Source organism: Rhodococcus sp. no. 34, assembly GCF_054589475.1.
Map to the genome: position 1 here is coordinate 667,871 of NZ_BAAILK010000012.1, position 19,346 is coordinate 687,216.

Below are 19,346 nucleotides of genomic sequence, written 5' to 3' on the forward strand. Positions count from 1 at the left end.
GATCGGCTCCGCCATCGGCGTTGCACTGGCGGGAAGTATCCTCGCCGCCGGCTACGGAAATCACGTCCAGCCCGCGGTCGACTTGCTACCCGAACCGGCCAAGGAGCCGGTATCCGGTTCTCTGGCCGCCGCTCTCCACGTCGCCGAAGCAGCCGGGCCGCAGGGTGCCCAGTTGGCCGAATTCGCCCGTGAAGCCTTCATCAAAGGCATGGATCAAGGAGCACTCACGCTCGCTGCGATCATGTGGGTATCCGCGATCGTTCTGGGATTCTGGGCTCCGGGTCGTCAGCGAGACTGACCGCCTCGTCGGTACGCCGGGGCCTTGGTCGTCTGCTCCGACTGCAGAGTCTGCAGGAGGGGCATCGACCGGAGCGGCACCACAACCGAGAGAACCATGACGCTGGTCGACCGGGTGGCTATCCCCGACCGATTCAGTTCGAGCAGCGTCGCTTGCAAATCCTCGTGCGACGCAGCGGCAATCCGGCACAGCACGTCGCCGGAGCCGGTGGTGGCAAAGGCTTCGAGCACACCGGGGATTGCCTCGAGTTCCGCTGTGACGGTGTCGAGCGCCCCCTGGGCGATCTGCAAAGTCACGAATGCCTGTACTCCGAAACCCGCTGCAGCCAAATTGACGTGCGGCGCGTATCCGGCGATGACGCCCGCATCTTCCATCCTTTTCAATCTCGCCTGCACTGTCGCCCGCGCAACCTTGACCTGACGCGAAAGCTCCAACGCACCGGCTCTCGGGTGCTTGTTCATCGCGTCCAACAGAGCCAGATCCACTGCGTCGAGATTCACGTCTGCTCCACTCGTCGTTCAACTATGCAAATTGCCTACAAAACAGTGCCACCATCTTCGCATTCCGGCGCTGTGTCTACTTTCAACTACCTCCGTTGACTACCCAACCTCTGAAGGACTTATCTGTTTGTACTGGCAGTGCCGAACATAACTCGCGCACCGCGCTGTGTACATCGCACTCAGAGGGGACTCATCATGACCGTCGAACAGACTCTCACCGACGACGAACAGCTGGCCGGCCTGGATCTGGAGCAATTGCGCCAGTTGGTCGGCTTGGTCGAGTACGACAGCGATCACGATCCCTTCCCCGTGAGCGGTTGGGACGGCCTCGAATGGGTCGTCGGAAATGCCACGCAGACTTCACATTTCTTCCAGTCTGCGTTCGGCATGGAATTGGTGGCCTATTCAGGCCCGTCGACGGGAAACCGCGACCACCACGCGTTTGTACTCAAAAGCGGGGCCGTGCGGTTTGTCGTCAAAGGTGCTGTGGATCCGGCAAGTCCGCTGATCGAACATCACAGCCGTCACGGCGACGGTATCCGCGACATCGCGCTCAGCGTCCCTGACGTGGACAAGTGCATCGCACACGCCATCACCCAAGGCGCGACAGTGTTGAGCGAACCGCACGACGTCACCGACGAGCACGGCACCGTTCGCCTGGCCAGCATCGCGACGTACGGCGAGACTCGGCACACCCTCGTCGACCGTTCCCGCTACACCGGCCCTTACCTTCCCGGATACGTCGAACGGACGTCGTCGTACCGCAAGCGTGACGGCGCGCCCAAGCGAATCTTCCAGGCCCTCGACCACGTCGTCGGCAATGTCGAACTCGGCAAGATGGACCAGTGGGTCGACTTCTACAACCGGGTCATGGGATTCACCAACATGGCCGAGTTCGTGGGCGGCGACATAGCCACCGACTACTCCGCGCTGATGAGCAAGGTCGTCTCGAGCGGCAATCACCGAGTCAAGTTCCCACTCAACGAACCTGCCATCGCGAAGAAGCGGTCACAGATCGACGAGTACCTCGAGTTCTACCAAGGTCCCGGCGCTCAGCATCTCGCACTTGCGACCAACGACATCCTCGGAGCAGTCGATGCTCTGGTCGACGAAGGAATCGAGTTTCTCTCTACTCCGGCTTCGTATTACGAGGATCCCGAATTGCGCGCGCGTATCGGAGAGGTTCGAGTTCCGATCGAGGAATTGCAGAAGCGAGGCATCCTCGTCGACCGCGACGAGGACGGCTATCTTCTTCAGATCTTCACCAAGCCGATCGGAGATCGTCCCACCGTGTTCTTCGAGATCATCGAACGCCACGGCTCACTGGGATTCGGACTGGGAAACTTCAAAGCCCTGTTCGAAGCGATCGAGCGTGAGCAGGCCGCGCGGGGCAACTTCTGAGGTAGGTCAGCTGTTTTCGGTCCACGCCCAGACCACCGCGGGTCGCCCGGTGGCACTGACCCGGACTCGTTCGTCCGTACGTTCCAGCCCTGGCAACGCTTTGAGCGTCCGGTTCAAATTGCCCGGGTCCGGACGCACACCGGAAAGCTCCTCCGCCACGGCCAGCGCGTACGACGCCGGAAACGACGGACCCAGTAATGCCCGCGTGAATGCCTGATCTCGCCACAACAGGGTGTCAGCAAGGATCGGGCGGGTATCGGCGACTATCCGATTGTGGTCGAACGCAAGGTCCCCCGGGTTGTCCCAGCTCACCCATTCGGCCGAACCCGGCACCTCGTCCGACGAGATCACTGCCCACATGGTCACCGAGAGCGTCGGACCGCGGGGGTCGCGATTGGGTTCGTCGAACACGGTCAATTGACCGCTGACGAGGATCTTCTCGTCGGGAATTCCGAGCTTGGTGGTCACGGCCCGCCTGGCGGCGTCCTGCAACCGCTCACCGGCGCCCAGCAGTACACCGGGCAGCGCCAACTGCCCGGTGTACGGCTCCGCTTGCCGCGGAGTGACGGCAAATCGCAACATCCCGGGTTCCGGATTGCCGAACCGGAGCGCGATGACATCGATCGAGACAAGTGACTGGTCCACACCGTCCATCATGCAGGCACTGGGCATCGCATCTGACGATCGACCCGGTCGGCACCGTTCGCGGTCAGCACTACCGGCGCACCCATTTCCTCGCTCAGATACCGGGCGAAATCCTCCGGGTCGGCCGGAAGTTCCTTCGGCACGACCCCTACGGCTTTCAGGGAATCTGTCAGCGCCTGCTGGTGATCGAGATCCTTCCACTCTCCGACGGGAACGAACGGCAATCCTTCGTACGCGTGCACCCCGTGGATCGGGACGCCTGCAGCCCGCGCGCGATCCATCGCGTCGAGATGAGTAAGCGCCAAACCGTCGACGCCACCGCTCACCTCGATTGCGTAGTGCAACAACAACTCGTCGAGGTGGCCCGTCCGGAATCCGCCTTGATACTCACCCGTCCCGTTGTGCAGCTCGGGCAACACCTTCGCCAGCTCCGGATCCTCCGTCGGGAAGGGCCCAGCTCCGTGTCGTGTCATGTACGTGCGGGTGACGCCGAGTACGTAACTGTCCCGGCCCAACTCGTCGATCATCGCTCGCGCGTTGGACGGTTCGACCGTCGACCACGTGGTGTGTGGGTGAAACCCCCGCCACTCGTCGAGAAGGACACCTTGTGCCCCCTCGAATACCAGACGACCACGGGCACCCAACGCGCCCAGCGCATCCGGGTCGGCGATGTCCACGACGGCACCGAATTCCGCGTACATGTCGACCATGTCGTCGATCGGCGGAAAACCGTGGCGACTCTCCGCGATCAACGGTCCGTAGAATGTGGCCAACGCCGACAACTTACGACGCAAGGAGTCAGGTCGCCGGCAGTCTCCCACCGTAGGCGCATTCGCAACTTCGAGCGCATACGCCGCGGTCTCACCGATCCCCTTGCCACACGAGCCGTGTCGGTTACCGCCGCGAACATCCTCACGAGCCCTGTTGGCGGCCACGTGAATCGGCGTCGTCAACAATGCGCGCGCGTCGATCCGTATCAGATCGAACGGATTTCGAACTCCGAGCGCTTCCAGAGCACGCGCCTCCCGGGCGAGGGCGATGGGCTCGACCAACACGAATCTCGAGAGAAACGTCGGGACGCCGGACAGCGTTCCCGAACCGAACTGCGAGAACGTGTGGTGGCGCTCGCCGACCGTCACGTTGTGCGCTGCCTGTGCCCCACCGTTGAACCGGACCACTGCGGCCACACCCAAATCGGCTTGGTCGGAGCAAAGCCAATCGACGGTTGCTCCCTTCCCCGCATCTCCGAATCCGAGGTCTACGACGACGATATCGCGGTCTTCGAACAGCTCCATCATGCTCTCCTTCTATGCGAAATCAACATCGTCCGTATCGGTTCCGAGATCGTGGGGCAACCCGGCCACCGTCGCGGTGCTGCGCCCTGGAATTAGAGCGAGAGCCTTGCCGACGGTCTCGGCTTCAGCTCTTGAACCGATGTCGCGGAGATCCGCCAGTCCGTCACGCAGGTCGATGCGGTCCTCACCGATTCCGACCGTCAGCGCGATCAGTTCGCACACCGCAGCGGGGTCGTCGAGTTTGACGAAGCGTTCACCGAGCAACTTCTTCCAGTGATCCGCGATTTCCGGATCGTTGAAGTACGACGACTGATCTGGCAGAACGAAGTAGACATTCCATCTTTCTTCGAGTTCACGGTAGATCGACGAGACCGATACGTCCTGACGTACCTTGTCGCCGATCACCGAACGGATGTGACGAGCCGAGAGTCGCGGCTTGTTCAGCTCGTCGCCGATGATGAAGAGGTAGCCTTTCCTTCCGCGCTTCTCCCAGGCATCCGTACTGGTGTGGCGCGCCATGAAATATGCTGCCAATTCATAGCTTTCCGACTTCTGTCCACCACCGTTGCCCTCGAGGAAGATGGTCCGAAGCTGCTCGTCCATCGCGTTACCCGACTCGAACTGGCCGACTTGTAGTGGCACCTGATCGGAATCGGCGTCGCCGATACCACCGAACAGAATCTGCGGATCATCCGCGTATCCCTTGCGTTGCAGCAGCCCGTGCAGCTTTCCGAGCTTGTCCTGCATGATTCGAGGAACAGCGCCCATCGAGCCGGTGACATCGAAGAGCACTGCTATCGGGAGAGAATCGGGGTGCCCGGCCGAGTCCCGGCATTCACGCTTGTCGACGCCGAAGGGGTCGAGGGTCGGGTCCGCTTTCCAACTGCTTCGCGGACGCGACCGAAGCGAATCGGTGTAACCGAAATCGTCGACACCGCGTGCGGCACGAAAAGTCTTGCCCGCCAAATAGGTGTTGTCGTCCCAGTTTCCGTAGCCCATGACAATCACTGTCCTTTCGTGGATGGAACGGCGAACGGACGAAATGTCCGCTGGCCATAGAGAAGATCGAGGAGTTCGTCGAACTCACCCAGTAGGTCGACCGCGTCGGGACGCAATCTCGGGTTGTCCTGCATGCAGCCGTCGGCAAACGCCTTCATCCGTTCGTGGGTCTGCTCGCCCAGCATTCGGAGCATCAAATGATGAGCCATGTAGACGTCCCAGGCCGGAGACGCTCCTTCGCCGAGTTCCGGTGGGTACGAATCACGATCGGAACCGATCGTCGCCACCGGGCGGCTGCCCGTACGGGTGGCAAAGGACCAGCCGACCAGCACCACCCCGTGCCGATCAGGCTCGATCAGCACGTTCTCCGCGGTAATCGCGGTGTGCACCCAACCAGTCGCATGCGCTGCTGCCAGAGCCCGAAGTAGCCGTCGGTGCATCCACGCCCAGTCCCGTGGATCGAGGCCACCCGGATACGCCTCACGGACGTCGGCGAGACTCACAAAACCTTCGGTCAGATCGTCCAGCACATCGATCTGACGTCTCGTGCCGCTGCCCACATGGGTGATTTGATCGATCAATCGCGGGAAGTACGAGACTGCCCAACCGGCTTCGCACGAATTCTCGATGTCCGTCAACACATTCCGTTCGGCCTCGATCATCGAGTTCGCCCGAGGGTCTCGCGGAATCTTGAGTACGACACGGGCATCGGACCGGTACAGGTTAGCGACCGAGCCGCGCGCTACCAGTCCACCCAACGTGTACTCGCCCCGCTCGCCGACATAAACGGGCCGAGAATCTGCCGGCTCGAACTCCGCTGTCCAACTGCGGTATAGCTCGTTCAACCGAGATGTTGCGGCCGAGTATCGCACCCGATCTTCGGGCTTCGCCCGGTCCGGATGAATGGCGGAGGCGAGCCGATGAAAACGACGCTTCGCAGCGCGACGGGTGTCGAGATCGCTGGAGTCTCCCCCGAACACATCGGCCGAAACTCGTGCTGCCTCGACGATTTCAAGTGCCGTGCTGATCGTTTTCATGGTTTTAGTCTATCTGACTAAAACGAAGACGGCAAGAATGCGTATTTCATCCGAGTACATGCGCATCACATCAGGACACGGCAATCACCTGGCGGTACCGAGGGCTGAAACAGCTTTGCGTAGCTCGATCACTGCCGGACTGCTGTCGCCCTCGCGGGTACACAGATCGATCGAACACTGCTCGATGTCGGAAATGCGCACGAAACTGATATCCGAGCGGGTGTAGTACTCGGCAATGGTTGCTGCCGTTATCACCACCGCCCGACCGTTGGCGACAACCTCGAGCGCTTCGTCCATCGTGCGGACAGAGGGACCGTACCGGACGGGTACACCACTCGGGCGCGGGTCCACCGACCACCATTTCACCCATTCGGGTGGTGCGCCGTCACTCGAAACCTGCACAGTCCCATCTATTTCAGAAATCTCGATGCTCGCGCGACCCGCCAGTTGGTGCCCTCGAGGCAGAGCCACCACCCGCGGTTCGACGCCTATCCGTTCGAGCACCACACCGTCGAGCACCGGCAGTGGCGGTCGCACGAAGGCCGCGTCGACGGTCGCGCTCGCCACCGCGGAAACCTGTTGGGACCAGTCCAATTGGACCAGCTCCACCTCCGCATGCAACGAATCGATCACCGCACGTCCCAAACTTCCGGCCGCCCCGTTGATGAATCCGATCCGCAACCGCCTGGCCCGCCGACGCTCGAGTGCGTCGAGCCCGTTCATCGCGCGAACGGCGAACTCGAGAGCGGGCCGCGCATCCGCGACGAATACCTCACCCGCGGCGGTGAGCACCACCGGGTGCGAACTGCGATCGACCAACTCGACACCCACCTGTTCCTCGAGTCGACGAATCTGCTGACTGAGAGCAGGCGCCGTGACGAACAACCGGTCTGCCGCTCGACCGAAGTGCCCTTCCGCCACGACGACGAGCAACGAGGACACCAACCGCAGATTCAGATCTTCACCTCTTCTCGCCTTTTTCATTACCGTCCATTCGGTTGTCTTAGGCCGCTGTTCGCCAGCAAAGTGATGACCATCACGGTATCTGAACAGCGGAGTTAAGCAAACCGGCAATTGTCGAACGAAGTTCTACATGTACAGCGAATGCCACGTCAGGTCACAGTTGTCGCAGATCCGGACAGCCCGCCGAATCCGCGAAACCAGGAGATGTGATGAGTAAGTACGAGCACGAATTCGTCCACATGATGGATGGCGTCGAAAAGCAATTGGAAACCATCGACAATCCGCGGCACCAGAAGATCCTCCGAAACTACCGGCGCCACGCATTGCTCGAGGTCTCCGGTCGTTACAAGGAAATCCTCTCGCCCGACATGACCGTCGAAGAACCCGTCTACCGGTTGTTCGAAGACGGGCAGTCGATTGTTCTGGACGGCATGGACGCCGTCACCAACTTCTACCAGTCACTCGCCGAGACGGACACCCTTGTCATGTGGACCGGACAGTCCGACTTCGCGGTCTCCGACAGCGGATTCTCGGGTGAGACTCTCTTCAGTCAATTCGTCCCAGGATCGATTCTGGGAGACGGGGTGTTCGGCGCGGTGCACGAATCGGGTGGATCCACCCCCGCAGCCCCCGAACAGTCGTCGGACATCGACCCCGACGGTTGGTATCTCGTGCGTCGGACCTTGGCATTTGTCTGGCCGTACGACGAGCAGGGGCGACTCATCGGTGAGCATGTCTACGAAGATTCTGCTTCGAAAGTCGTGACCAAGGTGGACCCGAGCGAGGTCATCACGGCGGCGCGCGCAGCCGAACTGCTTGCCCCACTGCTCGAAACGCACCTGCCGTGAGCGCGCCCGAAGCCATTGTCACCGGCGCAGCTGCCGGGTTGGGCGCCGCTATTGCCGAGCGCCTTGCGGAGGACTTCGGCACCCTGCTTCTCCTCGACATCGAAGAGGCTGCACTCGCCGACACCGCAGCACGCCTGGAAAGCCTTGGCGTAGCAGTCCACACGGCACGATGCGATGTTCGACGTGAAGGTGACGTCAAGAACGCCTTCGACGTGGCTGCGTCGGCCGGAAGCCCGACTGCACTCGTCAACGGCGCCGGAATCGGCGTCTTCACTCCGTTCCTCGAGATCACCGAAGACCAGTGGGACAACACCTTTGCGGTGAACACCAAGGGCAGCTTCCTGATGTGCCGCGAATTCGTGAGCAGAACCGAGGGTCCGGCAGCGATCGTCAACATCGCGTCGATCGGTGCCCGCTTGGGCGGTGACATGCTCGCGCACTACGGACCGTCGAAGGCCGCCGTGATCGAGATGAGTCACAGCGTCGCCCGGATCGGTGCGACTCGAGGACTCCGTTCGAATACGGTCATGCCCGGCCTGATCCTCACCGACATGTGGCTTCGAACCATCAAGGAACTGCGTCGACGCGATCCTGCGCTGGCAGACGTTTCCGATGCTGACGTCTTCGATTCTTTTGTGGCCCAGATGGTTCCGATGGGTCGAGCTCAGACGCCCGGAGACATCGCCGAGATGGTCGCCTTCTTGCTCAGTGACAAGGCTCGCAACGTCACCGGCCAGACGATTGCCGTCGACGGCGGCGCCGTGATGACCTGATCGGGTCGATGGCGGTCAGCCCCAGCGCGACTGGCCGCCGTCGAGCGGGATCGTGGCACCCGTGAGGTACCCGGCGTCTTCGCTGACGAGGAAGACGACGGCACGACCGATGTCGGTCTCGGGGTCTCCGACGCGTCCCAGCGGAATACCTGCGACAAATGCCGCTGCCTCTTCGGGATTCTTGTCCATCCACCACTGCAACGCGGGAGTCTTGGCGTGCGGGGCAACATTGAGAACGCGAATGTTGTCCTTGCCCCATTCACAGGCCGCAGCGCGGGTCAACGAGCGCATGCCTTCTTTGATGGAACCGTAAGCGCCGTAGTTACTGGCATCCCAGCGCACCGCCGCCGAGGTGACCATGTTGATGATGACGCCACCGCCACGACTGTTCATGTGGGGGTACGACGCCTGCATCATGCGCAGGGTTGCGAGCGGCCCCGTCGCGAAGGAACGCTCGAAGTCTTCGTCGAGCACGCTCAAGAGTGGGCCGGGCTTGCAGTCGTTGGCGTTGTTGACCAGGATGTCGATTCCGCCGAACAGTTCGACGGTACGGTCCACGGCGTCGGTGATGTCGTCCTTCTTGCTGACGTCGCAGACCACCGCCTCACCGCGCGCACCGATGTCAGCCAGTAGTCCGCACGTGGTGTGCAACTTGGATTCGGTGCGGCCGGCAACGGCGATCACGGCGCCCTCTTTGGCCAAGGCCAGGGCAATCCCCTGCCCGATTCCCTGACCCGCACCCGTGATGAGTGCAACTTTGCCTTCGAGCTTGCCCATGTGACTACTCCAATGTCTGTCGACGCAGAGGTCCCTTTGCGGGAGGGACCGGTCGATTCTGGTGACTGCCGCCGTTTGTCGTCTACACTCGACCTACAAAACAACCAAGCACTTGCTTGACCCTACGGTGCGCGACCACGTCGCGTCAATCACATTGGGCGGCAATTCAGCTCGGCACCGCACCAGGAAGGCTCCACCGTGACACTGCCCAACCCCGTCGATTTCAGCGGACGCTCGGTGATCGTCACCGGCGGCACCAAAGGCATCGGCTACGTCATCGCCGAAACCTTCCTCGCCGCGGGTGCGAACGTGCTGGTCTGTGGCCGTAACGAGCCCGAAAACCTACCCACCGCCGACGGCCGTAGCGCAGCCTTTCGCGCCACTGACGTCCGCGATCCCGCCGACGCCGCAGCCCTCGTCCAGGATGCCGTCGAGCGCTTCGGCCGTCTGGACGTCCTGGTCAACAACGCCGGCGGCTCCCCCGATGCCGATGCTGCGACGGTGTCACCCCGCTTCGTCGAGAAGATCGTGGCCCTGAACCTGTTGGCACCCTTCAACGTTGCCCAGGCCGCAAATGCAGTGATGCAGACTCAGGACGACGGCGGTGCCATCATCAACATCGGCAGTGTCTCGGCGATCGACCCGCAGCCCGGAACCGCGGCGTACAGCGCAGCCAAGGCAGGCCTCCTCGTTCTGACCAAGGCATTGGCCCTCGAATGGGCGCCGAAGGTCCGGATCAACCACATCACCACCGGCCTGATCCGTACCGAGGCTGCCGCCGAGGTCTACGGCGCCGACGGCGGCGCTGCGGTCACCAGGACCATTCCGATGGAGCGCATGGCCGTGCCGGCCGATATCGCCAACTCCTGCCTGTTCCTGGCGAGCCCGCTCTCCTCGTACGTGAACGGCGCCGACATCGCCGTTCACGGCGGCGGTGAGTACCCGGCTCGCTACATGGCGACCCACCAGGATTGAAACAAATACGAAGCAGCCCCTGAGCGGATTCGCTCGGGGGCTGCTTCTTCGTGTGAACAACTGCGGGGCGCGACGAGGGGTCAAGCACCCCGCAGTTGAGTCTGGAGGGACTAGCGAGCGGAGAAGCTCACTCGTGCACCGGAAATCGCTACCTGATCACCCTTGGTGACCTGGAAGGCCAGGTCGTCGGGAGTTCCCCACGCAACGATGGACGGCGCTTCACCCGGATGGATCGCCGCAGCGAATCGACCCTCGAGGCTCACGAGGTGCGCCGGATGCACTCCGGCGACCCGGGCAAGCTCGAGCGTGCTCGCGGCCAACGTGCACAGGCCGTGCATGATCGGACGCGGCTGGTTGATCCGCGCCGCAGCCTCGGGATCGATGTGGATGTGGTGCTTGTCGCCCAGGAGCCGGTACATCGCCGTCTGGTTCTCCGCTGTGGTCAACACACCGGTCAACGAAGGCTCGCCGGTCGGTTCCGCCGGACGTGAGGGTCCACGTTCTCCGCCGAATCCACCGGCACCGGGGGCAAAAAGTGACCAGGTCGCGACGAAGTATTCGCACTCCACCTTCACTTCGAACACGGCCGCTGCGCCCTTGTCCCACACCTCGCCGACCGAAGCCTTCAAGGTCACGTCACCGCTACGCGGAAGCGGAGCAAGCACTTTCAGCTCTTGCGAGCCGTGCAGTGCCGTCGAGGTGTCGAAGGCGCCCGCCGAACCCAGAGCGTCGGGAGCCCACTGCGCCAGCGTCAGAGCAAAGGTCGGCAGTACCCGAAGCTGATCCTCGAAGACGAGGTCCAGCTCGGTCGCCTTGGCGCCCACGGCAAGTGCGTACAGGATCGCGTCGCGCTCGGTGTACGACACGGTGCGGGTCCCGAGATCGGCTCCACGCCAATCGCCGGCGGTCTTCGCAGCTTCCGAAGTTGTCACTGTCTTTTCCTCTCTCAAACAGCGCCGAGAACGAGACCGCTGGTGGGTACTGCTGTTCCGGCTGTGACCAATACGTTTTCGACGCCCTCGGGCTGGTTGGTCGACGTGCCTCGCACCAGTCGCACACCTTCGGCAATTCCGTTGACACCGTGCAGGTACGCCTCGCCGACCTGACCACCGTGAGTGTTGGACGGCAGGCATCCACCGATCTCGAGGTTGCCTTCGCGGATGAAGTCCTTGGCTTCGCCTGGCTTGCAGAAGCCCAGTTCTTCGAGCTGGGGAAGCACCAACGGAGTGAAGTGGTCGTACAGGATCGCGGCGTTGATGTCGTCCGGTGTCAGGCCGCTCTGGCCGTACAGCTGACGAGCAACCAAGCCCATCTCCGGGATACCCGAGATGTCGGGCCGGTAGTAGCTGGTCATCATGTGCTGATCCTTGCTACTGCCCTGAGCGGCGCCCTTGATGACGACGGGCTTGTTGGCCAGATCCTTTGCGCGCTCGGCAGAGACGATGACCAATGCCTGGCCGCCGTCGGTTTCCTGGCAGCAGTCGAGCAGGTGCAGCGGCTCGGCGATCCAGCGCGAGTTCTGATGGTCCTCGAGCGTGATCGGACGCTCGTAGAACCAAGCAGCCGGGTTGTTGGCGGCATGCTTGCGCGCCACCACTGCAACTCGTCCGAAGTCCTCACTCGTCGCACCGTACTGGTGCATGTAGCGGCGGGCGAACATGGCGACCCACTGAGCGGGAGTCGACAATCCCTGAGGAGTCATCCACGCATACGCGGCGCGGTCCGCCGTGCTGTCCATCGGTCGATCGTGCTGCCCTAGGCCGTAGCGCACACCGGAGCGCTCGTTGAAGGCGCGGTAACAAACCACGACGTCGGCAACACCCGTCGCAACTGCCATGGCCGCCTGCTGCACGGTGGCACACGCAGCGCCGCCGCCGTAGTGAATGCGCGAGAAGAACTTGAGCTCACCGAGGCCGCAGTTGCGAGCCACGATCGCTTCGCCGTTCGTCTCCGACGTGTAGGTGGACAGACCGTCGACCTCGGACGGATCGATACCGGCGTCAGCGAGTGCCGCGACGATGGCCTCACACGCCAACTGCAGTTCGGTGCGGCCGGAGTTCTTGGAGAACTCGGTGGATCCGATGCCGACGATGGCGGCGGCACCCGAGAGTGGGCTGATCGCCATCAGGGCCTCTCCTCTTCCTTGAAAGCGACTGCGACGGTGCCGGATGCATGGTTGCCGAGGCTGTTTGCACCCTGCACCTTGACCACGACCACTCCGTCTTCCTTGGACACGACCTCACCGGTCATCGTCATGGTGTCACCCGGGTAGTTGGGCGCCCCGAGACGAATGGCGATGCGGCGCAAGGTCGATGCAGATCCGGCCCAGTCCGTGACGTATCGACCGACAAGACCGTTGCTCGTGAGGATGTTCATGAAGACATCCTTCGAGCCACGCTCCTGGGCCAGGCTCGGATCGTGGTGCACGTCCTGAAAATCGCGAGTGGCGATTGCCGTGGCGACGATCAACGTGCGGGTCAGCGGGATCGCCAACTCGGGCAATGCCTCTCCGACAACGACGTCTGCGTAACTGCGACCGGCAAGTACGGTCATGCGAGCACCTCCACACCGGATGCGAGCTGCGCACCCAGACGCGCCAGATCGGAGCTGGAACCACCGAGGGTGGCAGCAATCTGCTTGCCCCACAACAGATGACGGTGAACCGGGTAGTCGGTGTCGACGCCCATGCCGCCGTGAACATGCGTGGTGCGATGCACGACGCGCTGTCCGCCGTCGGTAGCCCACCACTTGGCGACCAGTACCGAGGTGCCGAGATCCAGTCCCTCGGAGATGCGCCAGGCGGCCTGCCACAGTGTCACGCGCATCGCTTCGAGATCGATGTAGCAGTCAGCGAGTTGATGATTGACGGCCTGGAAGGTCGCCAGCGGACGGCCGAACTGCTTGCGGCCGTTCAGGTACGTGACGGCCTGCGCGACTGCACCCGAGCCGACGCCCCATTGGATTGCGGCCAATGCCAGCTGAACGCGGTCGATCAGCCACGGAACCGTGGTGCCGTCAGCCGCACCGATCAGCTGCGCGGGGGCACCGGCAAAGGTGACGTTGGCACAGATCTCCCAACTGGTGGACTGCGTCTGTTCGAGCGTCACTCCCTCGGCATTCAGGTCGACCAGCAGCAGTGCCGTACCAGTGGAAGCGGTTGCCGAAACGAGAGCAAGGTTCGCGACGTGAGTCATCGGCACTACTGCCTTCTCACCCGTCAGAGTCCAATTGCCGTCGGCGTCCTGCTCAGCCGTGGTCAGTGGGTCGCCGCCAGTGTACGGACCGAACTCTTCGAGACCGACGGTCAGGAATCGACTGCCGTCGGCAACTCCCGGAAGGAGTTCGGCGCGAAGGGAATCAGAGCCGAATTCGTTGACAGCCAATGCTGCAAGGGTCGTTTCCCAGATCGGCACGGCCGCAACGTGACGTCCCTGCTGTTCGAGCAGTGCGTACAGCTCGGACAAGCCGAGGCCACCGCCGCCGAACTCCTCCGGCAGGGCGATACCGAGCAACCCGGTGCTCGCGAGCTCACGCCACAGTTCACGGTCGACGCGCTCAGCGGAGAGTTCGATCTCCTTGGTGCGCTCGATCGTTGCCTTGCTGGTGAAGACCTCGTCGGCCAGTGCGCGAATTGCTTCCTGCTCTTCGCTGAAATTGAAGTCCATCAGTGCTCCTCGCGTACGGCCGGCCGGAACGCGGGAAGCGTCAGATCCGGGTCGGCGTCGATCCAGTCAAGTTCCACGGGCATGTCGACCACGACATCTTCGGGCGCGATACCCACCATGTTGGCGATCAATCGGGTTCCCTCTTCGAGTTCGATTACCGCAACGATGAGCGGGTAGTCGAACGCGTCGATCTTGGGGTGATGATTGACCACGAAGCTGTACACCGTGCCACGCCCCGACGCGTCGATCGTGTCCCACTCGAGTGACTGGCACTCGCCGCACATCGGGCCGGTGGGATGACGCAACGTCTTGCAGGACGTGCAGCGCTGGATCACCAGACGGTGCTCTTTGGCCGCTTCGAACCAGAAAGCGTTGTCCGCGTTGAGAGCCGGACGCGGACGCAGTGCACGAGGAGCTTCGGGTGCAGCAGATTCCTGAGGTTTGAACCGCAGCGTCCGCCACCGCTGGGTGCCGACAACCTGATCGTCACCGTTGCGGTAGGTCTTGAGCGTCGTGACGAAGTGTCCGACACCGAGGCCGGTCTTCTTCTCCGGCGAAATCGACTCGATGACCTCGGTGTAGTTAACGCGATCGCCTGGGCGCAGTTCGGCGAAGAACTCCTGATCGGAATCGGTGGCCACGACAGAGCTGTAGCCGGCTGCGTCGAGGGTGGCGATCAGATCGGTCCACACCTGCGACGGGTCGTTGCCCGCCATCTTGTCGGTAAAGGTCCGCATGATCCAGACCTGAAGCATCTGAGCGGGAGCGACGACGCCGTCACGACCGGTGGCGCGGGCAGCGTCGTCGTCGAGGTAGACGGGGTTGGTATCGCCCATGGTCTCGGCCCAATGCCGGATCATGGGGATGTTGACCTCGTCTGGCCCCCAGGTGGTGGGAACAAGCGTCTGGCCTACAAAAGCGTCGAGTTGCGCCGAAATGTCGCTCACTTGACCCTCTTTTCGCGAACGAGTCCCAAGCCGATGGTGCCGACCATGTCCCGCAGAACTTCGTTGACGCCGCCGCCGAAGGTGTTCACGACACCCTGACGCGAGATCTGCTCGATCTGACCGGCAAGCAGAGCGCCCGGAGACTCGGGGCGGATGCGACCGGCGGAGCCGAGAATTCCGAGCAGGGTGCGGTAGACATCGACGTGAGTCTCGGTCCCGTACGTCTTGGTGGCACCGGCGTCGGCTCCGGAGAGCGTGTCCTGTGCGACGGCTGCCGTCATCTTCCAATTCAGCAGTCGCATGGCCTCGAGCTTGGCGTGTGTGCGAGCGAAGTCCTGTTGCACCCACGGGATGTCGATGGCGCCGTTTTCCTTGGCCCAGTCCAGGACCAGGTTCCACAGACCGTACGTGCGACCACCGATGGCCGCCAGGCCGATTCGCTCGTGGTTGAGCTGAGCCGTGATGAGCTGCCAGCCGCCGTTGACCTCGCCCACAACGTCCTTCGACGGAACTCGAATGCCGGAGTAGTACGTGGACGTCACCATCAAACCGCCGACGGTGTTGATCGGTGACCACTCGAAGCCTGCATCCTCGGTGGGGACGATCAGGATCGAGATTCCCTTGTGCTTGGGGGCATCCGCGTCGGTGCGGCAGGCCAGCCACACGTAGTCGGCAGTGTTGGCGCCACTGGTGAAGATCTTGTTGCCGTCGACGATCCACTCGTCACCGTCGAGAACCGCACGAGTCTTGAGTGACGCAAGGTCGGTGCCGGCCTCGGGCTCGGTGTACCCGATTGCGAAGACGATGTCGCCGGCCAGGATGCCGGGCAGGAAGCGTTCCTTCTGTTCTTCGGTGCCGTACTTCATCAACGTCGGTCCGACGGTATTGACCGTCACGAAGGGAAACGGCAGACCTGCGCGCTGAACCTCGTCGAAGAACACGAACTGCTCTTCGATGGAGCGTCCCTGTCCACCGAATTCCTTGGGCCAGCCGATACCGAGCCAACCGTCCTTGCCCAGCAACTTCACGATCTCGCGGAAGTACTCGCCACCCACACCTTGCTCGCCGGCCGCGCGACGCTTCTCTTCCGGCAGCAGCGCCGCGAAGTACGCGCGCAACTCCTTGCGGAGCTCCTGCTGCTCGGGCGATTCCCTCAGATCCATCGCTGTTTCTCCTATGGCATTCATGGCTGGCAACTCTTGGCCTGGACGCTAACCAGATGCCCAGGTGGGCGCTGTGAGTGTCTCGATGAGCGGGAAGCCGAAACATGAGCGGCGTCACATAGGGTGAGATATGCGCATGGACTCCTCGGATCGCGTCGCTCTCACCGACTTGGCCGCCAGGTACGCACAGGCCGTCGACCGCCGAAACACCACTGCACTTGCGGCTCTCTTCACTGACGACGTGGCATTCGTCTTGCCGCCGGCACTGAACGGAACGGCTGCGCCGACGGAGATACGTGGGAACTCCGTCGTCAGCAGTTCGGTGGTCGATGCCGTCTCACATCTGCACTCGACCCGGCACATCGTCGAGCAGCAGATCCTCGACCTCGACGGCCCCACCACCGCACACGGTGAGGCTTACTGCTCCGCTCACCACATCTATCCGCGGGGCGAGGGCCACCGGGACAACCGGATCGAGATTCGTTACCAGGACAGCTTCGAAAAGATCGACGACACCTGGTTGTTCTCGCGTCGCGAACTGATAGTCGATTTTGCCGAGGACGTTCCGGTCATCCTGCTCGGACAATAGGTACATGAGAAAATCGCGGTGTTCTTTGGCTCAATGTCCCTGCTTCGCATCGATACCATGGTGAGGCCGCGACCACAGAAGACTGACGCCGGACGCTTGCTCGGTCGCCTGAAGATCAAGCGGGGTTCGATCGTATGATCATGTCTCAGCGATTGCTGTGCGATCATGCAAGGTATGACGGAGATTCGGGTCACGCCTGGCACAACTATGTTGGAATCTCTCATAAAGACCCCCCAGGTTGGGCTGTGTGAGCTGATCTGGAATGCATTCGACGAGGATGCGAAGACCGTCACCGTCAGGGTTGAGCGCAATGATCTAGGTGGTCTTGACCTAATCGAGGTCGAAGACGACGGCAACGGCATGAATCGCCAGAAGGCAGCCCAATCTTTCTCGACGGTTGGTGACAGTTGGAAGCTCATGCCGGGCACAAAGAGCGACAACGGCCGACCTGTGCATGGCAAGCATGGCCGTGGCCGGTATGCAGCCTTCTCATTGGGAACGTCCGTGAATTGGGTCTCAACTTCTGAGGCAGTCCAGAACGCGCAGTTGGTAACCATCCAGGTTGAGGGAAATCGATCCGATCTAGCCAAGTTCCAGATCGCGGACGTGCCATTGGATGGCGCACACACAGGCACAAGAGTTGTGATCGGTGCTGTGACGGCTGAAGCGATAGCGGCCTTCGATACACCGGAGATTCTTCGTCAACGCATCCTCACCGAGTTCGCCCTGCACCTTGAACGACACCAAGATTTCAGCATCAAGCTCCTTGGGGCCGCAATCGACCCTTCGGCGGTTATCGCGAACCGAAAAGAGATTAAAGTCTCGCTACCACCCGGCATTGACGGTGCAGTCACGTTGACAGTGATCGAATGGAATCTTCAGAACGTGGAGAGGCGCCTATACCTGTGCACGTCGGACTTAGCCATCACAGGCGAGATGCCCCCAAAAATCCAGGCGGTAGGTGCAGAGTTTACTGCGTACTTGGCATGGGACGGATTCAACCGAAACGACGAACTGCTGCTGGAAGGCGATACCGAATCTCCCAGAGGCCAGGTGTTACAAGCTGGTCGAAATACTCTTCGGCAGTATCTCACTGAGGCAAATCGGAGACGGGAAGCTGACACTGTGGCCAAGTGGAAGTCCGAGGGCGTCTATCCATACTCGACAAACCCAACGACGCCAGTCGACAAAGCCACTCGCGATACCTTCAACGTCGTCGCAATGGCGGCATCACGTACAGTTGACGAGTCTAAGACCACCACTTCAAAGGCAATGGCCTTAAGCCTCTTGAAAGAAACATTCGAGAACAATCCAGAAGCGCTGTTACCAATTCTGAAACAGTTCTCACGACTTAACTCCGACCGAATCAAGGAACTGAGCGACCTTTTGGAACGAACCACTCTTACTCATCTCATCGCGATGGGCAAAGAGGTTGGTAATCGTGTCGACTTCATACAGGGCCTGAATGCCCTAATTTTCGATAAACTAACCAAGAAGACAACACTGGAACGCAAACAACTCCACCGCATTCTGGCTCACGAAACCTGGATCTTCGGCGAGGAATGGTCGCTTACAGGAGATGATGAACGCCTCAACGAAGTACTCAAGAAATTCCTGGTCAAACTAGGACTCGACGTCAAACTCGTAGGTGACGGTCCGGTGACCCGCGAAGATGGAACGGACGCCATTCCAGATCTCGTTTTGGGACGGCAGCTTGAGACACGCGAGAACCACTTCGCTCATCTAGTGGTCGAACTGAAGCGACCGAGTCACAGATTGAATGATGACGATGTCACTCAACTTCGGAGCTACGCAAGCGCGATCACAAACGACGAGAGGTTTGACCAGCCTAACTCAACATGGGAGTTTTGGCTGGTTGGCAACGAAACGACCCGGTCGGTTGACGAGCAACGTGCTCAAGAAAACAAGCCTTTCGGCGTCGTCCAAGACAGCAAGAAGTACCGACTGATCGTGAAGAAATGGGCGGAAGTTATCGGCGATGTGGAACACCGACTGAAGTTCGTTCAGAGGTCGCTGCAATATGAGTCCGGTCGAGATTCGGGGCTCGCAGCAATGAGAGAGAAGTACACCGCCTTTTTGCCCGAATCCGCGCGCACTACACCCACATCGGAAGCCGAGTCGGTGATCGATCAGGCTCAACTCAGCATGGGATCAGAAAATGACAAAGAAATCTACACAGGACTCTCCGGCGTAGCACGATGAGCGATGAATCAATCCATTGACTTGAGATACAATATTTGGCAATCATCCATACCTACGCCTGATCTAACCATGAATCACGACGCAGATTTATACCCGTCCACGAAGGACCGAATGAACTCAAAAAGATTCTTCCGCCCCGGACGATTTTGTGCCGATTGGCGATCCATCAATTGAGGAAAAGGGCGCAGATTTATCAAATGCGACAGGTCTTTAATTCCTCTTTGCGGTATCCAATAAAAAAGATCACT

General features: G+C 61.2%; 19 protein-coding genes and 1 pseudogene. 7 read left to right on the forward strand and 13 right to left on the reverse strand.

Annotated features, from left to right (window positions below):
* Positions 1–298, forward strand: a pseudogene (locus tag ACYP01_RS04075) (MFS transporter); the annotation flags it as partial.
* On the opposite strand, the gene ACYP01_RS04080 reads toward ACYP01_RS04075, so the two are convergent.
* Complete coding sequence (locus tag ACYP01_RS04080; protein WP_051649709.1) at positions 286–798, reverse strand: Lrp/AsnC family transcriptional regulator; 513 nt, start codon at positions 796–798, stop codon at positions 286–288. The pseudogene ACYP01_RS04075 and the gene ACYP01_RS04080 overlap by 13 nt on opposite strands.
* 195 nt (positions 799–993) lie before the next feature.
* On the opposite strand from ACYP01_RS04080, the gene hppD reads away from it, so the two are divergent.
* The gene (gene hppD, locus ACYP01_RS04085) at positions 994–2,199 is read left to right on the forward strand and encodes a 4-hydroxyphenylpyruvate dioxygenase (RefSeq protein ID WP_042924794.1); all 1,206 of its coding nucleotides are present in this window, start codon (positions 994–996) and stop codon (positions 2,197–2,199) included.
* A gap of 6 nt (positions 2,200–2,205) precedes the next feature.
* Here the strand turns inward: hppD and ACYP01_RS04090 are convergent, their stop codons facing one another.
* The 5 genes from ACYP01_RS04090 to ACYP01_RS04110 all read right to left on the reverse strand — a co-directional run bounded on the left by ACYP01_RS04090 (position 2,206) and on the right by ACYP01_RS04110 (position 7,159).
* Positions 2,206–2,856, reverse strand: coding sequence for an NUDIX domain-containing protein (locus ACYP01_RS04090; protein WP_020909123.1), 651 nt, complete (start codon positions 2,854–2,856; stop codon positions 2,206–2,208).
* A complete protein-coding gene (locus tag ACYP01_RS04095) occupies positions 2,853–4,142 on the reverse strand; it encodes an adenylosuccinate synthetase (RefSeq protein WP_459678744.1) in 1,290 nt (429 codons plus the stop codon). The genes ACYP01_RS04090 and ACYP01_RS04095 overlap by 4 nt, the downstream gene beginning before the upstream one ends.
* Before the next feature lie 9 nt (positions 4,143–4,151).
* Positions 4,152–5,138, reverse strand: a complete 987-nt coding sequence (locus ACYP01_RS04100) for a hypothetical protein (protein WP_328599382.1) — start codon at positions 5,136–5,138, stop codon at positions 4,152–4,154.
* Positions 5,139–5,143: 5 nt separating this feature from the next.
* Positions 5,144–6,175 (reverse strand): hypothetical protein, encoded by a 1,032-nt coding sequence (locus ACYP01_RS04105; protein ID WP_042448370.1) that lies wholly within the window; start codon positions 6,173–6,175, stop codon positions 5,144–5,146.
* A gap of 84 nt (positions 6,176–6,259) precedes the next feature.
* Positions 6,260–7,159 (reverse strand): LysR family transcriptional regulator, encoded by a 900-nt coding sequence (locus tag ACYP01_RS04110; protein ID WP_447000824.1) that lies wholly within the window; start codon positions 7,157–7,159, stop codon positions 6,260–6,262.
* Positions 7,160–7,347: 188 nt separating this feature from the next.
* On the opposite strand from ACYP01_RS04110, the gene ACYP01_RS04115 reads away from it, so the two are divergent.
* Together ACYP01_RS04115 and ACYP01_RS04120 are read left to right on the forward strand one after the other, a co-directional pair.
* Positions 7,348–7,986 carry a hypothetical protein gene (locus ACYP01_RS04115; protein ID WP_007732640.1) on the forward strand — a complete coding sequence of 213 codons (639 nt, stop codon included), beginning with the start codon at positions 7,348–7,350 and terminating at the stop codon, positions 7,984–7,986.
* Positions 7,983–8,759, forward strand: a complete 777-nt coding sequence (locus ACYP01_RS04120) for an SDR family NAD(P)-dependent oxidoreductase (RefSeq protein WP_459678745.1) — start codon at positions 7,983–7,985, stop codon at positions 8,757–8,759. The genes ACYP01_RS04115 and ACYP01_RS04120 overlap by 4 nt, the downstream gene beginning before the upstream one ends.
* Positions 8,760–8,774: 15 nt before the next feature.
* On the opposite strand, the gene ACYP01_RS04125 is transcribed toward ACYP01_RS04120, so the two are convergent.
* Positions 8,775–9,536 (reverse strand): SDR family NAD(P)-dependent oxidoreductase, encoded by a 762-nt coding sequence (locus tag ACYP01_RS04125; RefSeq protein ID WP_007732643.1) that lies wholly within the window; start codon positions 9,534–9,536, stop codon positions 8,775–8,777.
* 198 nt (positions 9,537–9,734) lie between these two features.
* Between ACYP01_RS04125 and ACYP01_RS04130 the strand changes: the two genes are divergently transcribed.
* Complete coding sequence (locus tag ACYP01_RS04130) at positions 9,735–10,511, forward strand: SDR family oxidoreductase (RefSeq protein ID WP_003940546.1); 777 nt, start codon at positions 9,735–9,737, stop codon at positions 10,509–10,511.
* A gap of 110 nt (positions 10,512–10,621) precedes the next feature.
* On the opposite strand, the gene ACYP01_RS04135 is transcribed toward ACYP01_RS04130, so the two are convergent.
* Genes ACYP01_RS04135 through ACYP01_RS04160 form a run of 6 tightly spaced genes read right to left on the reverse strand, consistent with a single transcriptional unit; the run spans position 10,622 to position 16,286 of the window.
* On the reverse strand, positions 10,622–11,443 hold the full coding sequence (locus tag ACYP01_RS04135; protein ID WP_075834402.1) for a MaoC/PaaZ C-terminal domain-containing protein: 822 nt from the start codon (positions 11,441–11,443) through the stop codon (positions 10,622–10,624).
* Positions 11,444–11,457: 14 nt separating this feature from the next.
* Positions 11,458–12,636 carry a lipid-transfer protein gene (locus ACYP01_RS04140; protein WP_459678746.1) on the reverse strand — a complete coding sequence of 393 codons (1,179 nt, stop codon included), beginning with the start codon at positions 12,634–12,636 and terminating at the stop codon, positions 11,458–11,460.
* Positions 12,636–13,064, reverse strand: a complete 429-nt coding sequence (locus ACYP01_RS04145; protein ID WP_003940399.1) for a MaoC family dehydratase — start codon at positions 13,062–13,064, stop codon at positions 12,636–12,638. Before ACYP01_RS04145 ends, ACYP01_RS04140 begins: the two co-directional genes overlap by 1 nt.
* Complete coding sequence (locus ACYP01_RS04150) at positions 13,061–14,176, reverse strand: acyl-CoA dehydrogenase family protein (RefSeq protein WP_151098222.1); 1,116 nt, start codon at positions 14,174–14,176, stop codon at positions 13,061–13,063. Before ACYP01_RS04150 ends, ACYP01_RS04145 begins: the two co-directional genes overlap by 4 nt.
* The gene (locus ACYP01_RS04155) at positions 14,176–15,123 is read right to left on the reverse strand and encodes a bifunctional MaoC family dehydratase N-terminal/OB-fold nucleic acid binding domain-containing protein (RefSeq protein WP_070161968.1); all 948 of its coding nucleotides are present in this window, start codon (positions 15,121–15,123) and stop codon (positions 14,176–14,178) included. Before ACYP01_RS04155 ends, ACYP01_RS04150 begins: the two co-directional genes overlap by 1 nt.
* On the reverse strand, positions 15,120–16,286 hold the full coding sequence (locus ACYP01_RS04160; RefSeq protein ID WP_003940442.1) for an acyl-CoA dehydrogenase family protein: 1,167 nt from the start codon (positions 16,284–16,286) through the stop codon (positions 15,120–15,122). Before ACYP01_RS04160 ends, ACYP01_RS04155 begins: the two co-directional genes overlap by 4 nt.
* Positions 16,287–16,416: 130 nt before the next feature.
* Between ACYP01_RS04160 and ACYP01_RS04165 the strand changes: the two genes are divergently transcribed.
* Positions 16,417–16,875, forward strand: a complete 459-nt coding sequence (locus tag ACYP01_RS04165) for a nuclear transport factor 2 family protein (protein ID WP_459678748.1) — start codon at positions 16,417–16,419, stop codon at positions 16,873–16,875.
* A 174-nt stretch (positions 16,876–17,049) separates the two neighbouring features.
* Positions 17,050–19,098, forward strand: a complete 2,049-nt coding sequence (locus ACYP01_RS04170; RefSeq protein WP_459678749.1) for an ATP-binding protein — start codon at positions 17,050–17,052, stop codon at positions 19,096–19,098.
* Positions 19,099–19,346 lie beyond the last annotated feature (248 nt).